Annotated in this window: 12 protein-coding genes; all 12 read right to left on the reverse strand. The window is 67.9% G+C overall.

What is annotated here, in order from left to right; genetic code table 11:
* Positions 1–106: 106 nt before the first annotated feature.
* The 12 genes from HWY45_RS09895 to HWY45_RS09950 all read right to left on the reverse strand — a co-directional run bounded on the left by HWY45_RS09895 (position 107) and on the right by HWY45_RS09950 (position 15,665).
* Positions 107–2,029, reverse strand: coding sequence for a PrkA family serine protein kinase (locus HWY45_RS09895; protein ID WP_017332327.1), 1,923 nt, complete (start codon positions 2,027–2,029; stop codon positions 107–109).
* Between the two features lie 519 nt (positions 2,030–2,548).
* Positions 2,549–4,306: a methyl-accepting chemotaxis protein gene (locus HWY45_RS09900; RefSeq protein ID WP_059886043.1), complete on the reverse strand. Its 1,758-nt coding sequence runs from the start codon at positions 4,304–4,306 to the stop codon at positions 2,549–2,551.
* Between the two features lie 193 nt (positions 4,307–4,499).
* Positions 4,500–5,441: a ribokinase gene (gene rbsK, locus HWY45_RS09905; protein ID WP_059886045.1), complete on the reverse strand. Its 942-nt coding sequence runs from the start codon at positions 5,439–5,441 to the stop codon at positions 4,500–4,502.
* A complete protein-coding gene (locus HWY45_RS09910) occupies positions 5,438–6,481 on the reverse strand; it encodes a LacI family DNA-binding transcriptional regulator (protein WP_059560511.1) in 1,044 nt (347 codons plus the stop codon). Before HWY45_RS09910 ends, rbsK begins: the two co-directional genes overlap by 4 nt.
* A 32-nt stretch (positions 6,482–6,513) precedes the next feature.
* Positions 6,514–7,530 (reverse strand): ABC transporter permease, encoded by a 1,017-nt coding sequence (locus tag HWY45_RS09915; protein ID WP_059886047.1) that lies wholly within the window; start codon positions 7,528–7,530, stop codon positions 6,514–6,516.
* Positions 7,527–9,134, reverse strand: coding sequence for a sugar ABC transporter ATP-binding protein (locus HWY45_RS09920; RefSeq protein WP_059806961.1), 1,608 nt, complete (start codon positions 9,132–9,134; stop codon positions 7,527–7,529). The genes HWY45_RS09915 and HWY45_RS09920 overlap by 4 nt, the downstream gene beginning before the upstream one ends.
* A gap of 145 nt (positions 9,135–9,279) precedes the next feature.
* Positions 9,280–10,230 carry a sugar ABC transporter substrate-binding protein gene (locus HWY45_RS09925; protein ID WP_059886049.1) on the reverse strand — a complete coding sequence of 317 codons (951 nt, stop codon included), beginning with the start codon at positions 10,228–10,230 and terminating at the stop codon, positions 9,280–9,282.
* A 340-nt stretch (positions 10,231–10,570) separates the two neighbouring features.
* On the reverse strand, positions 10,571–11,497 hold the full coding sequence (locus HWY45_RS09930) for a CysB family HTH-type transcriptional regulator (RefSeq protein WP_059560497.1): 927 nt from the start codon (positions 11,495–11,497) through the stop codon (positions 10,571–10,573).
* 93 nt (positions 11,498–11,590) lie between these two features.
* The gene (locus HWY45_RS09935) at positions 11,591–12,649 is read right to left on the reverse strand and encodes a sulfate/molybdate ABC transporter ATP-binding protein (protein ID WP_059560494.1); all 1,059 of its coding nucleotides are present in this window, start codon (positions 12,647–12,649) and stop codon (positions 11,591–11,593) included.
* Positions 12,650–12,662: 13 nt separating this feature from the next.
* Positions 12,663–13,619 (reverse strand): sulfate ABC transporter permease subunit CysW, encoded by a 957-nt coding sequence (gene cysW, locus HWY45_RS09940; RefSeq protein ID WP_059806972.1) that lies wholly within the window; start codon positions 13,617–13,619, stop codon positions 12,663–12,665.
* Positions 13,616–14,509, reverse strand: a complete 894-nt coding sequence (gene cysT / locus HWY45_RS09945; RefSeq protein WP_059560488.1) for a sulfate ABC transporter permease subunit CysT — start codon at positions 14,507–14,509, stop codon at positions 13,616–13,618. The genes cysW and cysT overlap by 4 nt, the downstream gene beginning before the upstream one ends.
* Before the next feature lie 118 nt (positions 14,510–14,627).
* Positions 14,628–15,665 carry a sulfate ABC transporter substrate-binding protein gene (locus HWY45_RS09950; protein ID WP_059807249.1) on the reverse strand — a complete coding sequence of 346 codons (1,038 nt, stop codon included), beginning with the start codon at positions 15,663–15,665 and terminating at the stop codon, positions 14,628–14,630.
* Between the last annotated feature and the right edge of the window lie 158 nt (positions 15,666–15,823).

A 15,823-nucleotide genomic window follows, 5' to 3' on the forward strand; every position in this document is an offset into this window, starting at 1 on the left:
TAAGTCGATATGCCGGGACGCTCGCCGCATGCCGTCTCCCGTCATGCGGGCGGCGTCTCTGAAGTTGCCCGTGCGGCCAGGCCGCACGGGCGCTGCGCAACGCAGGTCATGACGACTTGCGCACGCGCAGGTACCAGTCGCAAAGCAGCCGCACCTGCTTCGGCGTATAGCCCTTCGCGACCATCCGGTTCACAAAGTCCTCATGCTTGCGCTGCTCTTCCGCCGAGCCCTTCGCGTTGAACGAAATGACCGGCAGCAGTTCCTCGGTGTTCGAGAACATCTTCTTCTCGATCACGACGCGCAGCTTCTCGTAGCTCGTCCACACCGGATTCTTGCCGGCATTCGCGGCCCGCGCCCGCAACACGAAGTTCACGATCTCGTTGCGGAAATCCTTCGGATTGCTGATCCCCGCCGGCTTCTCGATCTTCTCCAGCTCCGCGTTCAGCGCGGCGCGGTCGAAGCTCTCGCCCGTATCGTGATCGCGGAATTCCTGGTCCTGGATCCAGAAGTCCGCATACGTGACGTAGCGATCGAAGATGTTCTGGCCGTATTCCGAATACGACTCGAGGTAGGCCGTCTGGATCTCCTTGCCGATGAATTCCGCGTAGCGCGACGCGAGCACGTCCTTCACGAACGACAGGTACTTCTGCTCGGTTTCCGGCGGGAACTGCTCGCGCTCGATCTGCTGTTCGAGCACGTACATCAGGTGTACCGGGTTCGCCGCCACTTCGGTCGAATCGAAGTTGAACACGCGCGACAGGATCTTGAACGCGAAGCGCGTCGACACGCCCGTCATGCCCTCGTCGACGCCCGCGTAGTCGCGATATTCCTGGTACGACTTCGCCTTCGGGTCGGTATCCTTCAGGTTCTCGCCGTCGTACACCTGCATCTTCGAGAACAGGCTCGAGTTTTCGGGCTCGTGCAGCCGCGACAGCACCGAGAACTGCGACATCATCTTCAGCGTGCCCGGCGCGCACACGGCTTCGGCCAGCGACGAGTTGCGGATCAGCTTCTCGTAGATCTTGATCTCTTCCGACACGCGCAGGCAGTACGGCACCTTCACGACGAAGATCCGGTCGAGCAGTGCTTCGTTGTTGCGGTTGTTCTTGAACGCCTTCCACTCCGACTCGTTCGAGTGCGCGAGGATGATCCCGTCGAACGGAATCGCGCCGAAGCCCTCGGTGCCCTTGAAGTTGCCTTCCTGCGTGGCCGTCAGCAGCGGGTGCAGCACCTTGATCGGCGCCTTGAACATTTCGACGAACTCGAGCAGGCCCTGGTTCGCGAGGCACAGGCCGCCGGAGTAGCTGTAGGCGTCGGCATCGTCCTGCGCGTACTGCTCGAGCTTGCGGATGTCGACCTTGCCGACCAGCGACGAGATGTCCTGGTTGTTCTCGTCGCCCGGCTCGGTCTTCGCGATGCCGACCTGCCGCAGGATCGACGGATAGCGGCGCACGACGCGGAACTGCCGGATGTCGCCGTTGAATTCGTGCAGGCGCTTGACGGCCCACGGGCTGAGGATCGTCTTCAGGTAGCGGCGCGGGATGCCGTACTGTTCTTCGAGTATCGGCCCGTCCTCGTCGTAGTCGAACAGCCCGAGCGGCGATTCGTTGACGGGCGAACCCTTCAGCGAATAGAACGGCACGCGTTCCATCAGTTGCTTGAGGCGCTCGGCGATCGATGACTTGCCGCCGCCCACCGGGCCGAGCAGATAGAGGATCTGCTTCTTCTCTTCGAGCCCTTGCGCGGCGTGGCGGAAATACGCGACCACCTGCTCGATCACGTCCTCCATTCCGTAGAACTCACGGAACGCGGGATAGACCTTGATGACCTTGTTCGCAAAGATCCGCGACAGGCGCGGTTCGTTGCGGGTATCGATTTGTTCTGGTTCCCCGATCGCAGCCAGCATGCGTTCGCCGGCCGTAGCATACGCGGATGGATCGTTCTTGCAGAGCGCGAGATACTCCTCCAGCGAGAGTTCCTCCTCTCGCGTTTTTTCGAAGCGGTTCGCGAAGCTGCTATAAATATCCATGCTACCTCCCTCGCCTTAGTCTGAAGACGTGCCTGCCTTCGTGTGACTGCGCAGAAGCAAGCGCGTTCGAATTCATCCTAAACCCTTTCTTATTTTTTTTCACGAACTCATTGTCTGAGCTTCGCGTCGGGCACCACACGACTTGGACAACTTTTTTCGTCGCTTTACAATCAATGCCCCGACTCGCCGAAACAGCATCCGCCCTGTCTCGTCGAGCACCGGAACGTCTTGTGTGTTGGACGCGCCGGCCTTCGCGAATCTCTCGCCACCTCCCCTTCATCCCTATACGCGCGAGCCTGCGTTTCGGACGACAGCCGGAACCCGCCGTTACAAAATTTTTTCTCGCATGACCCTTACGGAGATACCCGTATGACGGATGTGTGAATGCGTCCGCGCGGCATCGTCGGCACCGCGTCGCGAGCCGGCCGCGGATGCAAAAACGCCCGCTGGATGCGGGCGTTCATGGTCATGCAAATGGGGAGGGATGCACGGCGCGCGGATCGTCGCCGTCGCGGCGAATCAGAACGTTTCCCAGTCGTCGTTGCCGGAGGCGGCCAGCGCCGGTGCCGGCGCAGCCGGCTGCGGCGCGGCGGCCGGCTTGCGGGCCGGCGGCGCGGCGCTCGCGCGCGGCGCGGGTGCGTCGTGGCTGTCGCGCACGGCGGCCGCCGGCGCGGGCTGTGCGCGCACCGCCGCACGCACGGCAACCGGTTCGGCCGCACGACGCTGCGCCGCGCCCTCCTCGATCTGGAACACCGACATCGTCACACGCAGGCGCGCAGCCTGCTCGTCGAGCGACTGCGCAGCCGCGGCAGCTTCCTCGACGAGCGCCGCGTTCTGCTGCGTGACCTCGTCCATCTGCGTGACCGCGCGCGCGACCTGGTCGATGCCGCCGCTCTGTTCCTCGGATGCGGCGGCGATCTCGCCCATGATGTCGGTCACGCGCTGCACGGCGGCGATCACTTCCGTCATCGTGCTGCCTGCCTCGTCGACGAGCGTCGAGCCGGAGCGGATGCGTTCGACCGACGCGTCGATCAGCATCTTGATCTCCTTCGCGGCCGCCGACGAGCGCTGCGCGAGGCTGCGCACCTCGCCCGCGACCACCGCGAAGCCGCGGCCTTCCTCGCCGGCGCGCGCGGCCTCGACCGCCGCATTCAGCGCGAGAATGTTGGTCTGGAACGCGATCCCTTCGATGATCGCGATGATGTCCGCGATCTTTGCCGAACTCTGGTTGATCTCGCCCATCGTGCCGACCACCTGCCCGACGACCGAATTGCCCTTGTTTGCAATCTCCGACGCGTTCGCGGCGAGCGCGCTCGCCTGGCGTGCATTGTCCGCGTTCTGTTTCACGGTGCCGGTGAGCTGTTCCATGCTCGACGCGGTTTCCTGCAGCGCCGACGCCTGTTCCTCGGTACGCGACGACAGGTCGATGTTGCCGGCCGCGATCTGCTTCGCCGCGGTCGCGATCGATTCGCTGCTGCTGCGCACCGTGCCGACGGTCTCGACGAGCCCGCGCTGCATCTGCGCAAGCCCTTCCAGCAGTTGCCCCATTTCGTTGCGGCTGTGCGCGACGATCCGGCGGCGCAGGTCACCCGACGCGATCGCATCGAAATGCGCGAGTGCGTCGGCGAGCGGCCGGGTGATCGCGCGGCTCAGCGCGATATAGGCCATCAGTGCGAGGCCCAGCCCGACCACGAGCGCGATGATCGTCACGATGCGGGAGATCGAGTAGACCGACTGCGCGTGAGCGAAGCCGGCCTGCCCGGTGGTGAACTGAAAGTTGCGCAACGTCTCGTCCGACACCGCGAGATCGTTGAACAGCACCTGCAGCTGCTTCGCGCCTTCGCCGATCCGCTCGTGATCGTTCGACGCGACCACCGCCGCGAACGTGTCGAATCCCCGCTGCAGCACCTGGCGCTTCGCGACCACGTCCTGTGCGAGCTTGTCCTCGTCGGCGTCGCGCGGCAGGTTCATGTACTTCTGCCACCACACGTCCGACTGCTCGCGCATCTTGCGGCTGCGCGCGACCGCCTCGGCCGAATCGGGCGTGCCGACCAGCAGCGCGGCGCGGTCGAGCGCGAGACGCTCGCGCGCGGCGTACAGTTCCGCAACCGCGACGTTGACCGCGCTCGGCATCTGGTTCGTGAATATGTCCTGGGTCGCGTCGTTCGCGCGGCCCATGCCGATCAGCCCCAGCACGCCGAGCGTGCACAGCAGCCCCGCCAGAATCGCCATCGCCAGCCCGATGCGGGCACGAATCGTCAGGTCTCTCAACACCATCGCTTTTCCTGTCTTGCGTCGTCGTTGACGGGCCGGGCCCGTCGCCCCAGAAGCGTTCGCTTCACACACAGGATTTACGACAACAATCGGCTCGACTTGATGGTGTTTTACGCAAAATTACGCACAATTCATCTGCTGATTGCATGCGGCGCAATAATTCGCGCGTTACCGCGGCATTTTTTGAGACGAATGGTCAGTCCGCGAGCTCGGCGAGCGTCGGGATCGACGGCTGCGCGCCGGCGCGCGTCACGGAAAGCGCCGCCGCGCGTTGCGCGAAGCGGATCGCGGCATCGACGTCGGCGCCGGCCGCGAGCTGCGCGGCGAAGCCGCCGATGAAGGTGTCGCCGGCGGCCGTCGTATCGACCGCCTGCACCGCGGGCGCCGGATAGTGGCGCGCCGCGTTGTCCGCCGTCAGCGCCAGCACGCCGCGTGCGCCGAGCGTGACCAGCACGTTGCGCGCGCCGCCCGCCTGCAGCGCGCGCGCGGCGGCCTCGGCGTCGGCCGGGTCGCGGATCGGCAGGCCCGTCAGCGCGGCCGCCTCGACCTCGTTCGGAATCAGGTAATCGACGAGCGGCAGCCAGCCCGCCGGCAGCGGCGCGACAGCCGGCGCCGGATTGAGCACGACCGTGCGGCCGAGCCGCCGCCCGGCGGCGAGCGCCGCGAACACTGCGTCCGCCGGCGTCTCGAGCTGGCAGATCAGCACGTCGGCCGCGGCGATGGCTGCGTCGTGGCGGGCAATCGTGTCCGGCGTCACCTCGCCGTTGCCGCCCGCGACGATCACGATCGCGTTCTGGCTCGCGTCGTCGACGACGATCAGCGCGACGCCCGTCGACGCGGCCGCGCTGGTCGCAAGGCCCGCGCAGTCGATCCCTTCGGCTTCGAGGCCCGCGCGCAGCGCGGCGCCGTGCGCATCCGCGCCGACGCAGCCGATCATCGCGACCTGCGCGCCGAGCCGCGCGGCGGCGACCGCCTGGTTGCCGCCCTTGCCGCCCGCGGCCTGCGCGAACGCGTGGCCGGCGAGCGTCTCGCCCGGCAGCGGCAGGCGCGGCGCACGCACGACGAGATCCATGTTGAGGCTGCCGACGACGGTCACGCGGCCGGCGCGCGGCGCCCCGCCCGTGGCGCGCGCCGTCATGCGCGGCTGCCGGCCGGCGCCGGCTCGCGATAGACGGCGGTCGATTCGCGCAGCACGAGGCGCGGCGACACGACGCGCCGGCGGCTCGGCGCGGCGCTCGGCGCAGCACTCGACCCGCCGCCGATCCGCTCGATCAGCGTTTGCGCGGCCATCTCGCCGAGCGCACGCACCGACTGGCCGACCGTCGACAGCGCCGGATAGGTATAGCGCGAGAATTCGATGTCGTCGAAGCCGATGATCGAGCAGTCGTCCGGCACGCGGATGCCGCGCTCGGCCGCCGCGCGCAGCGCGCCGACGCCCATCAGGTCGTTGCCGGCGAAGATCGCGCTCGGGCGCACCGTCTCGAACAGCCGCGACGCCGCGTGATAGCCGCCGAGGCACGAGAAATCGCTTTCCGCGATGGCGCCCGGCACGATGTCGATCGTGCGTTCCGCCATCGCGCGGATGAAGCCGTGCACGCGCATCGCGCTGACGGCCGTGTCCGTCGGCCCGGTGATGCAGCCGATCTTCGCGTGGCCCAGTTCGAGCAGGTGGCGGGTCGCCAGGTAGGCGCCGCGCTCGTGGTCGATCTGCACGAGATCGGCCGCCAGCCCCTCGATGTTGCGGTCGACGACGACGAGCGGCGCATGCGCGTCGGCGAGCGTCTGCGCGAGCACCGCGTCGTCGCCCGCCGACGCGACGATCAACCCGTCGATGCGCTTTTCCTGCAGCACGCGCAGATAGTTGCGCTGCTTGACCGGATCGTCGTCCGAGTTGCAGAAGAACACGCAATAGCCGTTCGCCGCGCACTGATCCTCGATGCCGCGCGCGAGCTCGGCGAAGTACGGATTCGTGCTGTTCGGCACGACGAGCCCGATGGTGGCCGTCGCGCGCGCCTTCAGCGAGCGCGCCACGGCCGACGGCACGTAGTTCAGCTCGCGAATCGCCCCTTCGACCTTGGCGCGTACGTCCGCGGACACCGGCCGCGAATTGTTCACGACGTGCGATACCGTCGTAAACGACACGCCCGCCATGGCTGCAACATCCTTGATCGTCGCCATTTCCCGTTTCTCTCTGGTCTGTTCTGTTGTTCTTACCGTGCGCGTGAACGCCGGCTGCGATACGTATCGAGCACGACCGCCACGACGATCACCGCGCCGGTAATGATCCGCTTGGTCGGCTCGTTCGCGCCGATCTGCGCGAGCCCCGCGGCCAGCACGGAGATGATCAATACGCCGAAGAACGTGCTGATCACCGAGCCGCGCCCGCCCATCAGGCTCGTGCCGCCGATCACGACCGCCGCGATCACCTGCAGCTCGAGCCCGCTGCCGGCGTTCGGATCCGCCGCCTCGAGGCGCGAGATCTGGAACAGCGACGCCAGCCCGGCCAGCGCGCCCATCAGCGCGAACACGAGGATTTTATACGGCCTCGGGTTAACCCCGGCAAGCCGGACGGCTTCCTCGTTCGTGCCGATGCCGACGAGGTAGCGGCCGAACACGGTGCGCGTCAGCACGAACTGCGCGACGATCATCACCAGCACGGCGATCAGGAATGCCGGCGAAATGCCGACCGCGATCGGGTTCGACAGGAAGTCGAACGCGTCGCCGATATACGCGGTGCGCGAATTCGTCAGCTGGTACGCGAGCCCGCGCGCGGCTTCCAGCACGCCGAGCGACACGATGAACGACGGAATCCGCCAGCCGACCGTGACCGCGCCCGTCAGCGTGCCCGTCGCGGTCGCGGCCGCGATGCCGATCAGCGCGGCCGGCAGCGGCCCCCACTGCCACTTGAGCGCGGCGACGCTCACCATCGACGCGGCGAGCGCGAGCACCGAGCCGACCGACAGGTCGATGCCCGCGATGATCAGCACGAAGGTCATCCCGACCGACATCACGACGAGATCGGGAATCTGGTTCGCGATCGTGCTGAACGTGTCGTAGGTCAGGAAATGGGAACTCAGCGCCGAGAACAGCGCGATCATCGCGACCAGCGCGCCGGCGAGCCCGAGGTAGTTCGACACGCCGAGCCGCGTGCCGGACAGCGTGCGCGCGCGGCGTTCGGCCGCCGGCTGGGCGGGCGTATCGGTCGGAGTGGCGGGAGGCTGGGTCATCTCGATCGTCCTGTCGTCTTCTCATCGCCGGGTGCGGCGCCCTGCGCGCGCCCGGCAGCCGGATCGCGCGCGGCCCCGTCGCGGCCGAAGCCGGCGAACGCCGCGGCCAGCAGCGCATCCTGGGTCCAGTTGCCGCGCTCGAACACGGCGGTCATGCGGCCGGCCGACATCACGCCGATCCGGTCGCAGATCAGCATCAGCTCGCGCAGGTCGCTCGACACGACGACGAGCGCGCGGCCTTCGCGCGCGAGCGCGCCCATCAAAGTGTAGATCTCGAACTTCGCGCCGACGTCGATCCCGCGCGTCGGCTCGTCGAACAGCAGCACGCCCATGTCGCGCGCGAGCCAGCGGCCGATCACGACCTTCTGCTGGTTGCCGCCCGACAGTTCGCCGACCGGCTGCGACGCGCCGTGCGTGCGGATGTGCAGCGCGTCGATCTGGCGCGCGGCGAGCGCCGCCTCGCGGGCGCCGTCGACGACGCCCGCCCGCGCGAGCCGGTCGAGCTGGCCGAGCGATACGTTCGCCGTGACCGATTGCGACAGCAGCAGGCCCTCGCCCTTGCGGTCCTCGGTGATCAGCGCGATGCCGTGCCGCACCGCGTCGACCGGCGAGCGGATCCGCGCCGGCTGCGGCGGCTCGCCCACCGCGATCATCCCGGCGTCCGGCGCATCCGCGCCGTAGATCAGCCGCAGGAGCTCGGTGCGCCCCGCGCCGATCAGCCCGGAGATGCCGAAGATCTCGCCGGCGCGCACCTCGAGCGACACGTCGCGCACGGCCGGCTCGCGCGTCATCCCCGACACGACGAGCCGCGGCGCGCCGATATGGCGTTCGCCGAGGTCGATGTGCTCGCCGATCTCGCGCCCGACCATCAGCGTGACGAGGCGATCCGTGGCCGTCGCGGCCATCTCGCCGAGATGCACGAGCCGCCCGTCGCGCAGCACCGCGACGCGCTCGGCCACCCGCGCGAGCTCCTCGAGCCGGTGCGAGATATAGACGATCGCGACGCCGCGCGCCTTGAGCCGGTCGATCTGCTCGAACAGCAGCGCGACTTCGCGCGCGGTCAGCATCGCGGTCGGCTCGTCGAGGATCAGCACGCGGCAGTCGCCGATCAGGTTGCGCGCGATCTCGACCATCTGCTGGTGGCCGATGCCGAGCGCGCCGACGGGCGTATCGGGGTCGACCGCGTCGAGGCCCACCTGCGCCATCGCGGCGCGCGCATCGTTGCGCAGGCGCTGGCGATCGATGATGCCGAAGCGGCGCGGCAGGCGGTTCAGGAACAGGTTCTCGGCGACCGACAGCGTCGGCAGCAGGTTCAGCTCCTGCATCACCATCCGCACGCCGAGCGCCTCGGCCTGCGTGCGGCTCGCCGGCGCATACGCGCGAGCGCCGAGCTGCATCGTGCCGGCGGTCGGCGCGACGAGCCCGCCGACGATCTTCGACAGCGTGCTCTTGCCCGCACCGTTCTCGCCCGTCAGCGCCAGCGCCTCGCCCGGCGCGAGCGTCAGCGACACATCCGCGAGCACCGGCTCGGCATAGGTCTTGCCGATGCCGGAGACGGTCAGCACGGGGGCGGCTGAACGGGAGGGTTGGAAGGTCGGTTCCATCGCGATCCTGGTTGCGGCCGCGCGCGGCGAGCAGCACGCGGGGTTGACGCTCACAAGTGGCACACAGTGGCCGTGATCGCGCTCACCCCGGATAACGGCCGCCGCGCCGGATTCTTGAGGGCGGCGCGCCGTATCCGCAGCGGCGTTACTTCGTGACGAGGTCCACCGGCGTCTCGACCACGCCCGACATGTCGGCCTGCCGGCGATGCTCGGCGATCGCCTTGAGCGCCGTGTCGATGCCGAACACCGCCTGCTTCGCGGCGTATTGGTCGGCGCTCGCGAGCACGCGGCCGTCCTTCAGCATCGGCTTGATCGCGTTGATGTTGTCGTAACCGACCACGTAGACCTTGCCCTGCTTGCCGGCCGCGCGCACGGCCGACACCGCGCCGATCGCCATGTTGTCGTTGCCGCACAGCAGCGCCTTCAGGTTCGGGTACTCGTTGAGCATCGCGGCGGCCACCGCGTTGCCCTTGTCGATTTCCCATTCGCCCGACTGCACCGACACGACCTTCATGCCGCCTGCCTTCATCGCGTCCTGGAAGCCGGCCGTGCGCTGCTGCGCGTTGGTCGTCGTCGACACGCCCTCGACGATGCCGACCTGGTCGCCCGCCTTCAGCTTCTTCGCGAGGAAGTCGCCGACCTTCAGCGCGCCCTTGCGGTTGTCGGGGCCGACGAACGGCACGTTCAGGTGCTTCGACTTCAGCACGTCCGGATCGAGCCGGTTGTCGATGTTGACGACGGTGATGCCCGCGTCCACCGCCTTCTTCACGACCGGCACGAGCGCCTTCGAATCGGCCGGCGCGAGCACGATCGCATCGACCTTCGACACGATCATCTGCTCGACGATGCGGATCTGGTTCGCGGTGTCGGTCTCGTCCTTGATGCCGTTGGTGACGAGGTCGAACTGGGCCGCGTTGTGCTTCTGGTACTCCTTCGCGCCGGTTTCCATCGTCAGGAAAAACTCGTTGGCAAGCGACTTCATCACGAGCGCGACCTTCGGCTTGCCGGACGGCTGCGCGTGCACGCCCGGAACGGCGGCGAACGCGACGGCCGCGATCGCGGCGGTCAGGAAGCGACGACGAAAGTGAACATTCATACCCATCTCCTGGCGACTGGCCCCGTGGGGCCGGTTGTTGTTTTAATGTGAGCAAACGTTTGCGTCACACGTCCCGAACCGTGGCCATCGATGCATTCGGTACCGCTGAAGGGATGCGAGGCAGACGGCCGGCTGCCGGGCGCGGACTGTGCGTTGATACGCGACCGCCGGCAGGCCGCCGGCGGAGTGAGGGTATGCTGGACCGTTTCTCGCCGGTGCGCAACCCGTCTGAACAATAATTAAGGGTTTATTCGGAGCAGGCGCGCGGGAGGATGCGGAGGGCGGCCGCCGAGACGGCGCGCCGCTTCGGGACGCCGCGCGGCGCCCCGCAAGCGAACCGTCAGACGGCTTCGCGCAACTGCCCGGCGATTTCGGCCTCGTTCAGGTGCGGCGCGAACATCTCGATCAGCCGGTACGCATATGCGCGCAGGAACGCGCCCTTGCGCAGGCCGACCCGCGTCGTGCTCGCCTCGAACAGATGCTGCGTGTCGAGCGCGACGAGCCCCGTGTCGCGCTGCGGGTCGTACGCCATCGCCGCGACCACGCCGATGCCCATGCCGAGTTCCACATAGGTCTTGATCACGTCCGCGTCGATCGCGGTCAGCACGACGTCCGGCACCGCGCCCGCCTGCGCGAACGCCTGGTCGATGTGCGAGCGGCCGGTGAAATCCTGGTCGTAGGTGATGATCGGATACTCGGCGATGTCGTCGAGCGACAGGTTCTCGCGGCCGACGAGCGGATGGCCCTTCGGCACGACCACCGTGTGGTGCCACGAGTAGCACGGGAACGTGACGATGTCCGGGTAGCGGTCGAGCGCCTCGGTCGAGATGCCGAGGTCGGCCTCGCCGTTCAGGATCATCTGCGCGATCTGCTGCGGGCTGCCCTGGCGCAGCGCGAGATGCACCTTCGGAAATACTTCGGTGAACTGGCGGATCACCTTCGGCAGCGCATAGCGCGCCTGCGTGTGGGTGGTCGCGACGACCAGGTGGCCGCTGTCCTGGTCGGCGAACTGGCGCGCGACGCGGCGCAGGTTCTCCGCGTCGAGCAGCATCCGCTCGATCAGCTGGTGCACCGCCTTGCCGGGCTCGGTGAGCCCGGTGAGCCGCTTGCCGCGCCGGATGAAGATGTCGACGCCGAGTTCGTCCTCCAGGTCCTTGATCTGCTTCGACACGCCCGACTGCGACGTGTACAGCACGTTCGCGACTTCCGTCAGGTTCATGTTCTGGCGCACGGCCTCGCGCACGAAGCGCAGTTGCTGAAAGTTCATGGGTATGCCTCTTAGGCTCTCTTTTGTTTGGTGTTGGATCGTTGCATCGAAACCGTTTCGAAGCCGATTTCCGCCCCTGCCCCGCGCCCGGCCTCAGCGCGCCGGGAACACGCGCACCGCGCGCGGCACGGCCGTCGCGCCGTCGCCGACCTGCAGCGCGAGCGCACGCCATGCATCGCGGTCGAGCTCCGCCTCGAGCGCGCCGCCGGCGCGCGCCTCGAGCTCGACGCGCACCGAGCCGCCGAGCGGCACGACGCGGCGCACGTCCACCGCGATGCCGTCCCGGCGCCCTTCGCCCGTCGGCCAGAGCTGCAGGTCGTGCGGACGCACGTACGCATGCGCCGGCCCGGCGAAATCGGCATCGACCTCGATCGGCGCGGCCGCGCCCTCGGCGACGAAGCCGCGATCGGCGACCGTGCCCGGCAGCCGGTTCGCTGCGCCGAGGAACTCGTAGACGAACGCGCTCTGCGGATGGTCGTAGACGTCCTGCGGGCTGCCGACCTGCTCGACGCGGCCGCGGTTCAGCACGACGATGCGATCCGCGACCTCGAGCGCTTCTTCCTGGTCGTGCGTGACGAAGATCGTCGAGATGTGCAGGTCGTCGTGCAGGCGCCGCAGCCAGCTGCGCAGTTCCTTGCGGACCTTCGCGTCGAGCGCGCCGAACGGCTCGTCGAGCAGCAGCACCTTCGGCTCGACCGCGAGCGCGCGGGCGAGCGCGATGCGCTGCCGCTGGCCGCCCGACAGCTCGGAAGGATAGCGCTGCGCGAGCCAGTCGAGCTGCACGAGCTTCAGCAGCTCGTGCACCTTGTCGCGGATCACGGCCTCCGACGGCCGCTCGCGGCGCGGCTTCACGCGCAGCCCGAACGCGACGTTCTCGAACACGGTCATGTGGCGGAACAGCGCGTAGTGCTGGAACACGAAGCCGACCTGGCGGTCGCGCGCGCCGACCGACGCGACGTCCTGGCCCTGCAGCACGACCTGCCCCGCGTCCGCGTGCTCGAGGCCCGCGATCACGCGCAGGAGGGTGGTCTTGCCGCAGCCCGACGGCCCGAGCAGCGCGACCAGCTCGCCCGGCGGAAAGTCGAGCGAGACGTTGTCGAGCGCCGTGAAATCGCCGAAGCGCTTCTGAAGATGACGTACGGTGATGCCCATGGTGCTTGCCTCTTTACGATTTCGACGGATTGACGGTGGCGGGGCCCGCGTGGGCCGGCACGGCAGCGGCGTCGCTGCCGGCGAGCGCGTCGGCGAGATGGCGTTCCGCGAGGAGTTTCAGCGCGAGCGTGACGAGCGCGAGCAGCGCGAGCACCGACGCCACCGCGAACGCGGCCGCGAAGTTGTACTCGTTGTACAGGATCTCGACGTGCAGCGGCATCGTGTCGGTCACGCCGCGGATGTGGCCCGACACGACCGACACCGCGCCGAACTCGCCCATCGCGCGCGCATTGCACAGGATCACGCCGTACAGCAGCCCCCACTTCACGTTCGGCAGCGTCACGCGGCGGAAGATCTGCCAGCCCGATGCGCCGAGCACGCGCGCGGCCTCTTCCTCGTCGCTGCCCTGCGCCTGCATCAGCGGGATCAGCTCGCGCGCGACGAACGGGAACGTGACGAAGATCGTCGCGAGCACGATGCCCGGCACCGCGAAGATGATCTGCACGTCGTGCGCCTGCAGCCACGGCCCGAACCAGCCCTGCGCGCCGAACAGCAGCACGTAGATGAGGCCCGAGATCACCGGCGACACCGAGAACGGCAGGTCGATCAGCGTCGTCAGCAGCGCCTTGCCGCGAAACTCGAACTTCGCGATCGCCCACGACGCGCACACGCCGAACACGAGATTGAGCGGCACGGCGATCACCGCGACGGTCAGCGTCAGCTTGATCGCCGACCATGCGTCCGGATCGGCGAGCGACTCGACGTAGAAACCGACGCCCTTTCTCAGCGCCTCGAAGAACACCGCGGCGAGCGGCACGACGAGGAAGAAGCCGAGGAACGCGAGCGAGATGCCGGTGAGCAGCCAGCGCACCGCGCGCGGCTCGCTGACGGGGTCGGGCCGCTGCGCGGCGCGCGCACGCGCGTCGGAGGAAGACGGGGTTTTCAGCACGGCGCTGGCCTCCTGGCTCATTGCTGGCCTCCTGCGGCGGCGGTGACGGCGGCCGCCGGCGCGGGGCCGCTCGCGCCCTTGCTCGTGCGGCGCTGCAGATACCACTGCAGCGTGTTGATCAGCAGCAGCATCGCGAACGACACCACCAGCATCACGACCGCGAGCGCGGTCGCGCCCGCGTAGTCGTACTGCTCGAGCTTCGTGATGATCAGCAGCGACGTGATCTCGGACTTCATCGGCACGTTGCCCGCGATGAAGATCACCGAGCCGTATTCGCCGAGCGCGCGCGCGAACGCGAGCGCAAAGCCCGTCAGCAGCGCGGGCAGCACGGCCGGCAGCACGACGCGGCGGAACGTCAGCCAGCGCGACGCGCCGAGGCACGCGGCCGCCTCTTCCTGCTCGCGCTCGAAATCCTCGAGCACGGGCTGCACGGTGCGCACGACGAACGGCAGGCCGATGAAGGTCAGCGCGACCAGCACGCCGACCGGCGTGAACGCGATCTTGATGCCGAACGGCGCGAGGTACTGGCCGATCCAGCCGTTGGTCGCGTAGACGGCCGCGAGCGAGATGCCGGCGACCGACGTCGGCAGCGCGAACGGCAGGTCGACGATCGCGTCGACCACGCGCTTGAACGGAAACGTGTAGCGCACGAGCACCCACGCGACGAGGAAGCCGAACACGGCGTTGATCAGCGCGCCGCCGAGCGCGGCCGTGAACGTCAGCCGGTACGACGCGAGCACGCGCGGCGACGCGACGGCCGCGATGAACTGGTCCCACGAGAGCGTCGCGGTCTTCAGGAACGTGGCGGCGAGCGGGATCAGCACCACGAGGCTCAAATAGGCCACCGTGATGCCGAGCGTCACGCCGAAACCGGGCAGCGCGCTCGGCTTGCGAAAGGTGTACGTCGTCATCGGATGCTCTTGCTGGGTCGAATCACATGGGCCCGACGCGAACGCCGGCGCGGTGCATCGCGCCGGCGGCCCGCCGAGGGTGCGGCGCCTGCCGTGGCGCGCCGCTGTCGTTATGTCGTTACTGCGGCTTGTAGATCGAATCGAACACGCCGCCGTCGGCGAAATGCGTCTTCTGCGCATTCGTCCAGCCGCCGAACGTGTCGTCGACCGTGTACAGCTTCAGCTTCGGGAACTGCTTCGTCAGCTCCGCCGGCACGCTCTTCGAGCGCGGCCGGTAGTAGTTGCGCGCCGCGATCTCCTGGCCCTGCGGGCTGTACAGGTAGTTCAGGTACGCCTCGGCCAGCTTGCGCGTGCCCTTCTTGTCGACCACCTTGTCGACGATCGCGACCGGCGGCTCGGCGAGAATGCTCACCGACGGCACGACGATCTCGAACTTGTCGGTGCCGAACTCCTTGATCGACAGGAACGCCTCGTTCTCCCACGCGATCAGCACGTCGCCGATGCCGCGCTGCACGAAGCTCGTCGTCGCGCCTCGCGCGCCGGAATCGAGCACGCCCGCGTTCTTGTAGAGCTTCGTGACGAAGTCCTTCGCGCTCTGCTCGTTGCCGCCCGGCTTGTGCACCGCGTACGCCCATGCGGCGAGGTAGTTCCAGCGCGCGCCGCCCGAGGTCTTCGGGTTCGGCGTGACGATCGACACGCCCGGCTTGGTCAGGTCGTCCCAGTCCTTGATGCCCTTCGGGTTGCCCTTGCGCACCAGGAACACGATCGTCGACGTGTACGGCGACGCGTTGTCCGGCAGGCGCTTCTGCCAATCCTTGTTGACGAGCCCCTTGTTGGCGATCGCGTCGATGTCGTAGGCGAGCGCGAGCGTCACGACGTCCGCCTGCAGCCCGTCGAGCACCGAGCGCGCCTGCGCGCCCGAGCCGCCGTGCGACTGCTTGAAGTTGACGGCCTCGCCCGTCTTCGCCTTCCACTCCTTGCCGAACGCCTGGTTGAAGTCCTGATACAGCTCGCGCGTCGGGTCGTACGACACGTTCAGGAAGGTCGTATCCGCGTGTGCGTGCGCGATGACGCCCAGTGCCGCGGCCGCGCCGAGCGCGAAGGTTGCGATCAAGCGGCGTGCCCCGCTCGCCAGTCCCGTATTGCGCTTCACCATCCGTGCTTCTCCCGTGTTGTCGGTCATGTTGTCGGTGTTTCGATATGCGGGCCAGTCTATCGAACGGGTTACATGATTAAAAATAATCGTTCCTTATTTTTTAATATCGAAAAGTGCTAACGCAGTCGGAACAGACGGTTGCAGCGGATGGACCGGTG

The organism is Burkholderia stagnalis (assembly GCF_902830275.1).
GTDB classification, from domain to species: domain Bacteria; phylum Pseudomonadota; class Gammaproteobacteria; order Burkholderiales; family Burkholderiaceae; genus Burkholderia; species Burkholderia stagnalis.

Coding starts and splice junctions, on each gene's coding strand:
- HWY45_RS09895 (WP_017332327.1), bottom strand. CDS start 2,029: ATGGATATTTATAGCAGCTTCGCGAACCGCTTCGAAAAAACGCGAGAG.
- HWY45_RS09900 (WP_059886043.1), bottom strand. CDS start 4,306: ATGGTGTTGAGAGACCTGACGATTCGTGCCCGCATCGGGCTGGCGATG.
- rbsK (WP_059886045.1), bottom strand. CDS start 5,441: ATGACGGCGCGCGCCACGGGCGGGGCGCCGCGCGCCGGCCGCGTGACC.
- HWY45_RS09910 (WP_059560511.1), bottom strand. CDS start 6,481: ATGGCGACGATCAAGGATGTTGCAGCCATGGCGGGCGTGTCGTTTACG.
- HWY45_RS09915 (WP_059886047.1), bottom strand. CDS start 7,530: ATGACCCAGCCTCCCGCCACTCCGACCGATACGCCCGCCCAGCCGGCG.
- HWY45_RS09920 (WP_059806961.1), bottom strand. CDS start 9,134: ATGGAACCGACCTTCCAACCCTCCCGTTCAGCCGCCCCCGTGCTGACC.
- HWY45_RS09925 (WP_059886049.1), bottom strand. CDS start 10,230: ATGAATGTTCACTTTCGTCGTCGCTTCCTGACCGCCGCGATCGCGGCC.
- HWY45_RS09930 (WP_059560497.1), bottom strand. CDS start 11,497: ATGAACTTTCAGCAACTGCGCTTCGTGCGCGAGGCCGTGCGCCAGAAC.
- HWY45_RS09935 (WP_059560494.1), bottom strand. CDS start 12,649: ATGGGCATCACCGTACGTCATCTTCAGAAGCGCTTCGGCGATTTCACG.
- cysW (WP_059806972.1), bottom strand. CDS start 13,619: ATGAGCCAGGAGGCCAGCGCCGTGCTGAAAACCCCGTCTTCCTCCGAC.
- cysT (WP_059560488.1), bottom strand. CDS start 14,509: ATGACGACGTACACCTTTCGCAAGCCGAGCGCGCTGCCCGGTTTCGGC.
- HWY45_RS09950 (WP_059807249.1), bottom strand. CDS start 15,665: ATGGTGAAGCGCAATACGGGACTGGCGAGCGGGGCACGCCGCTTGATC.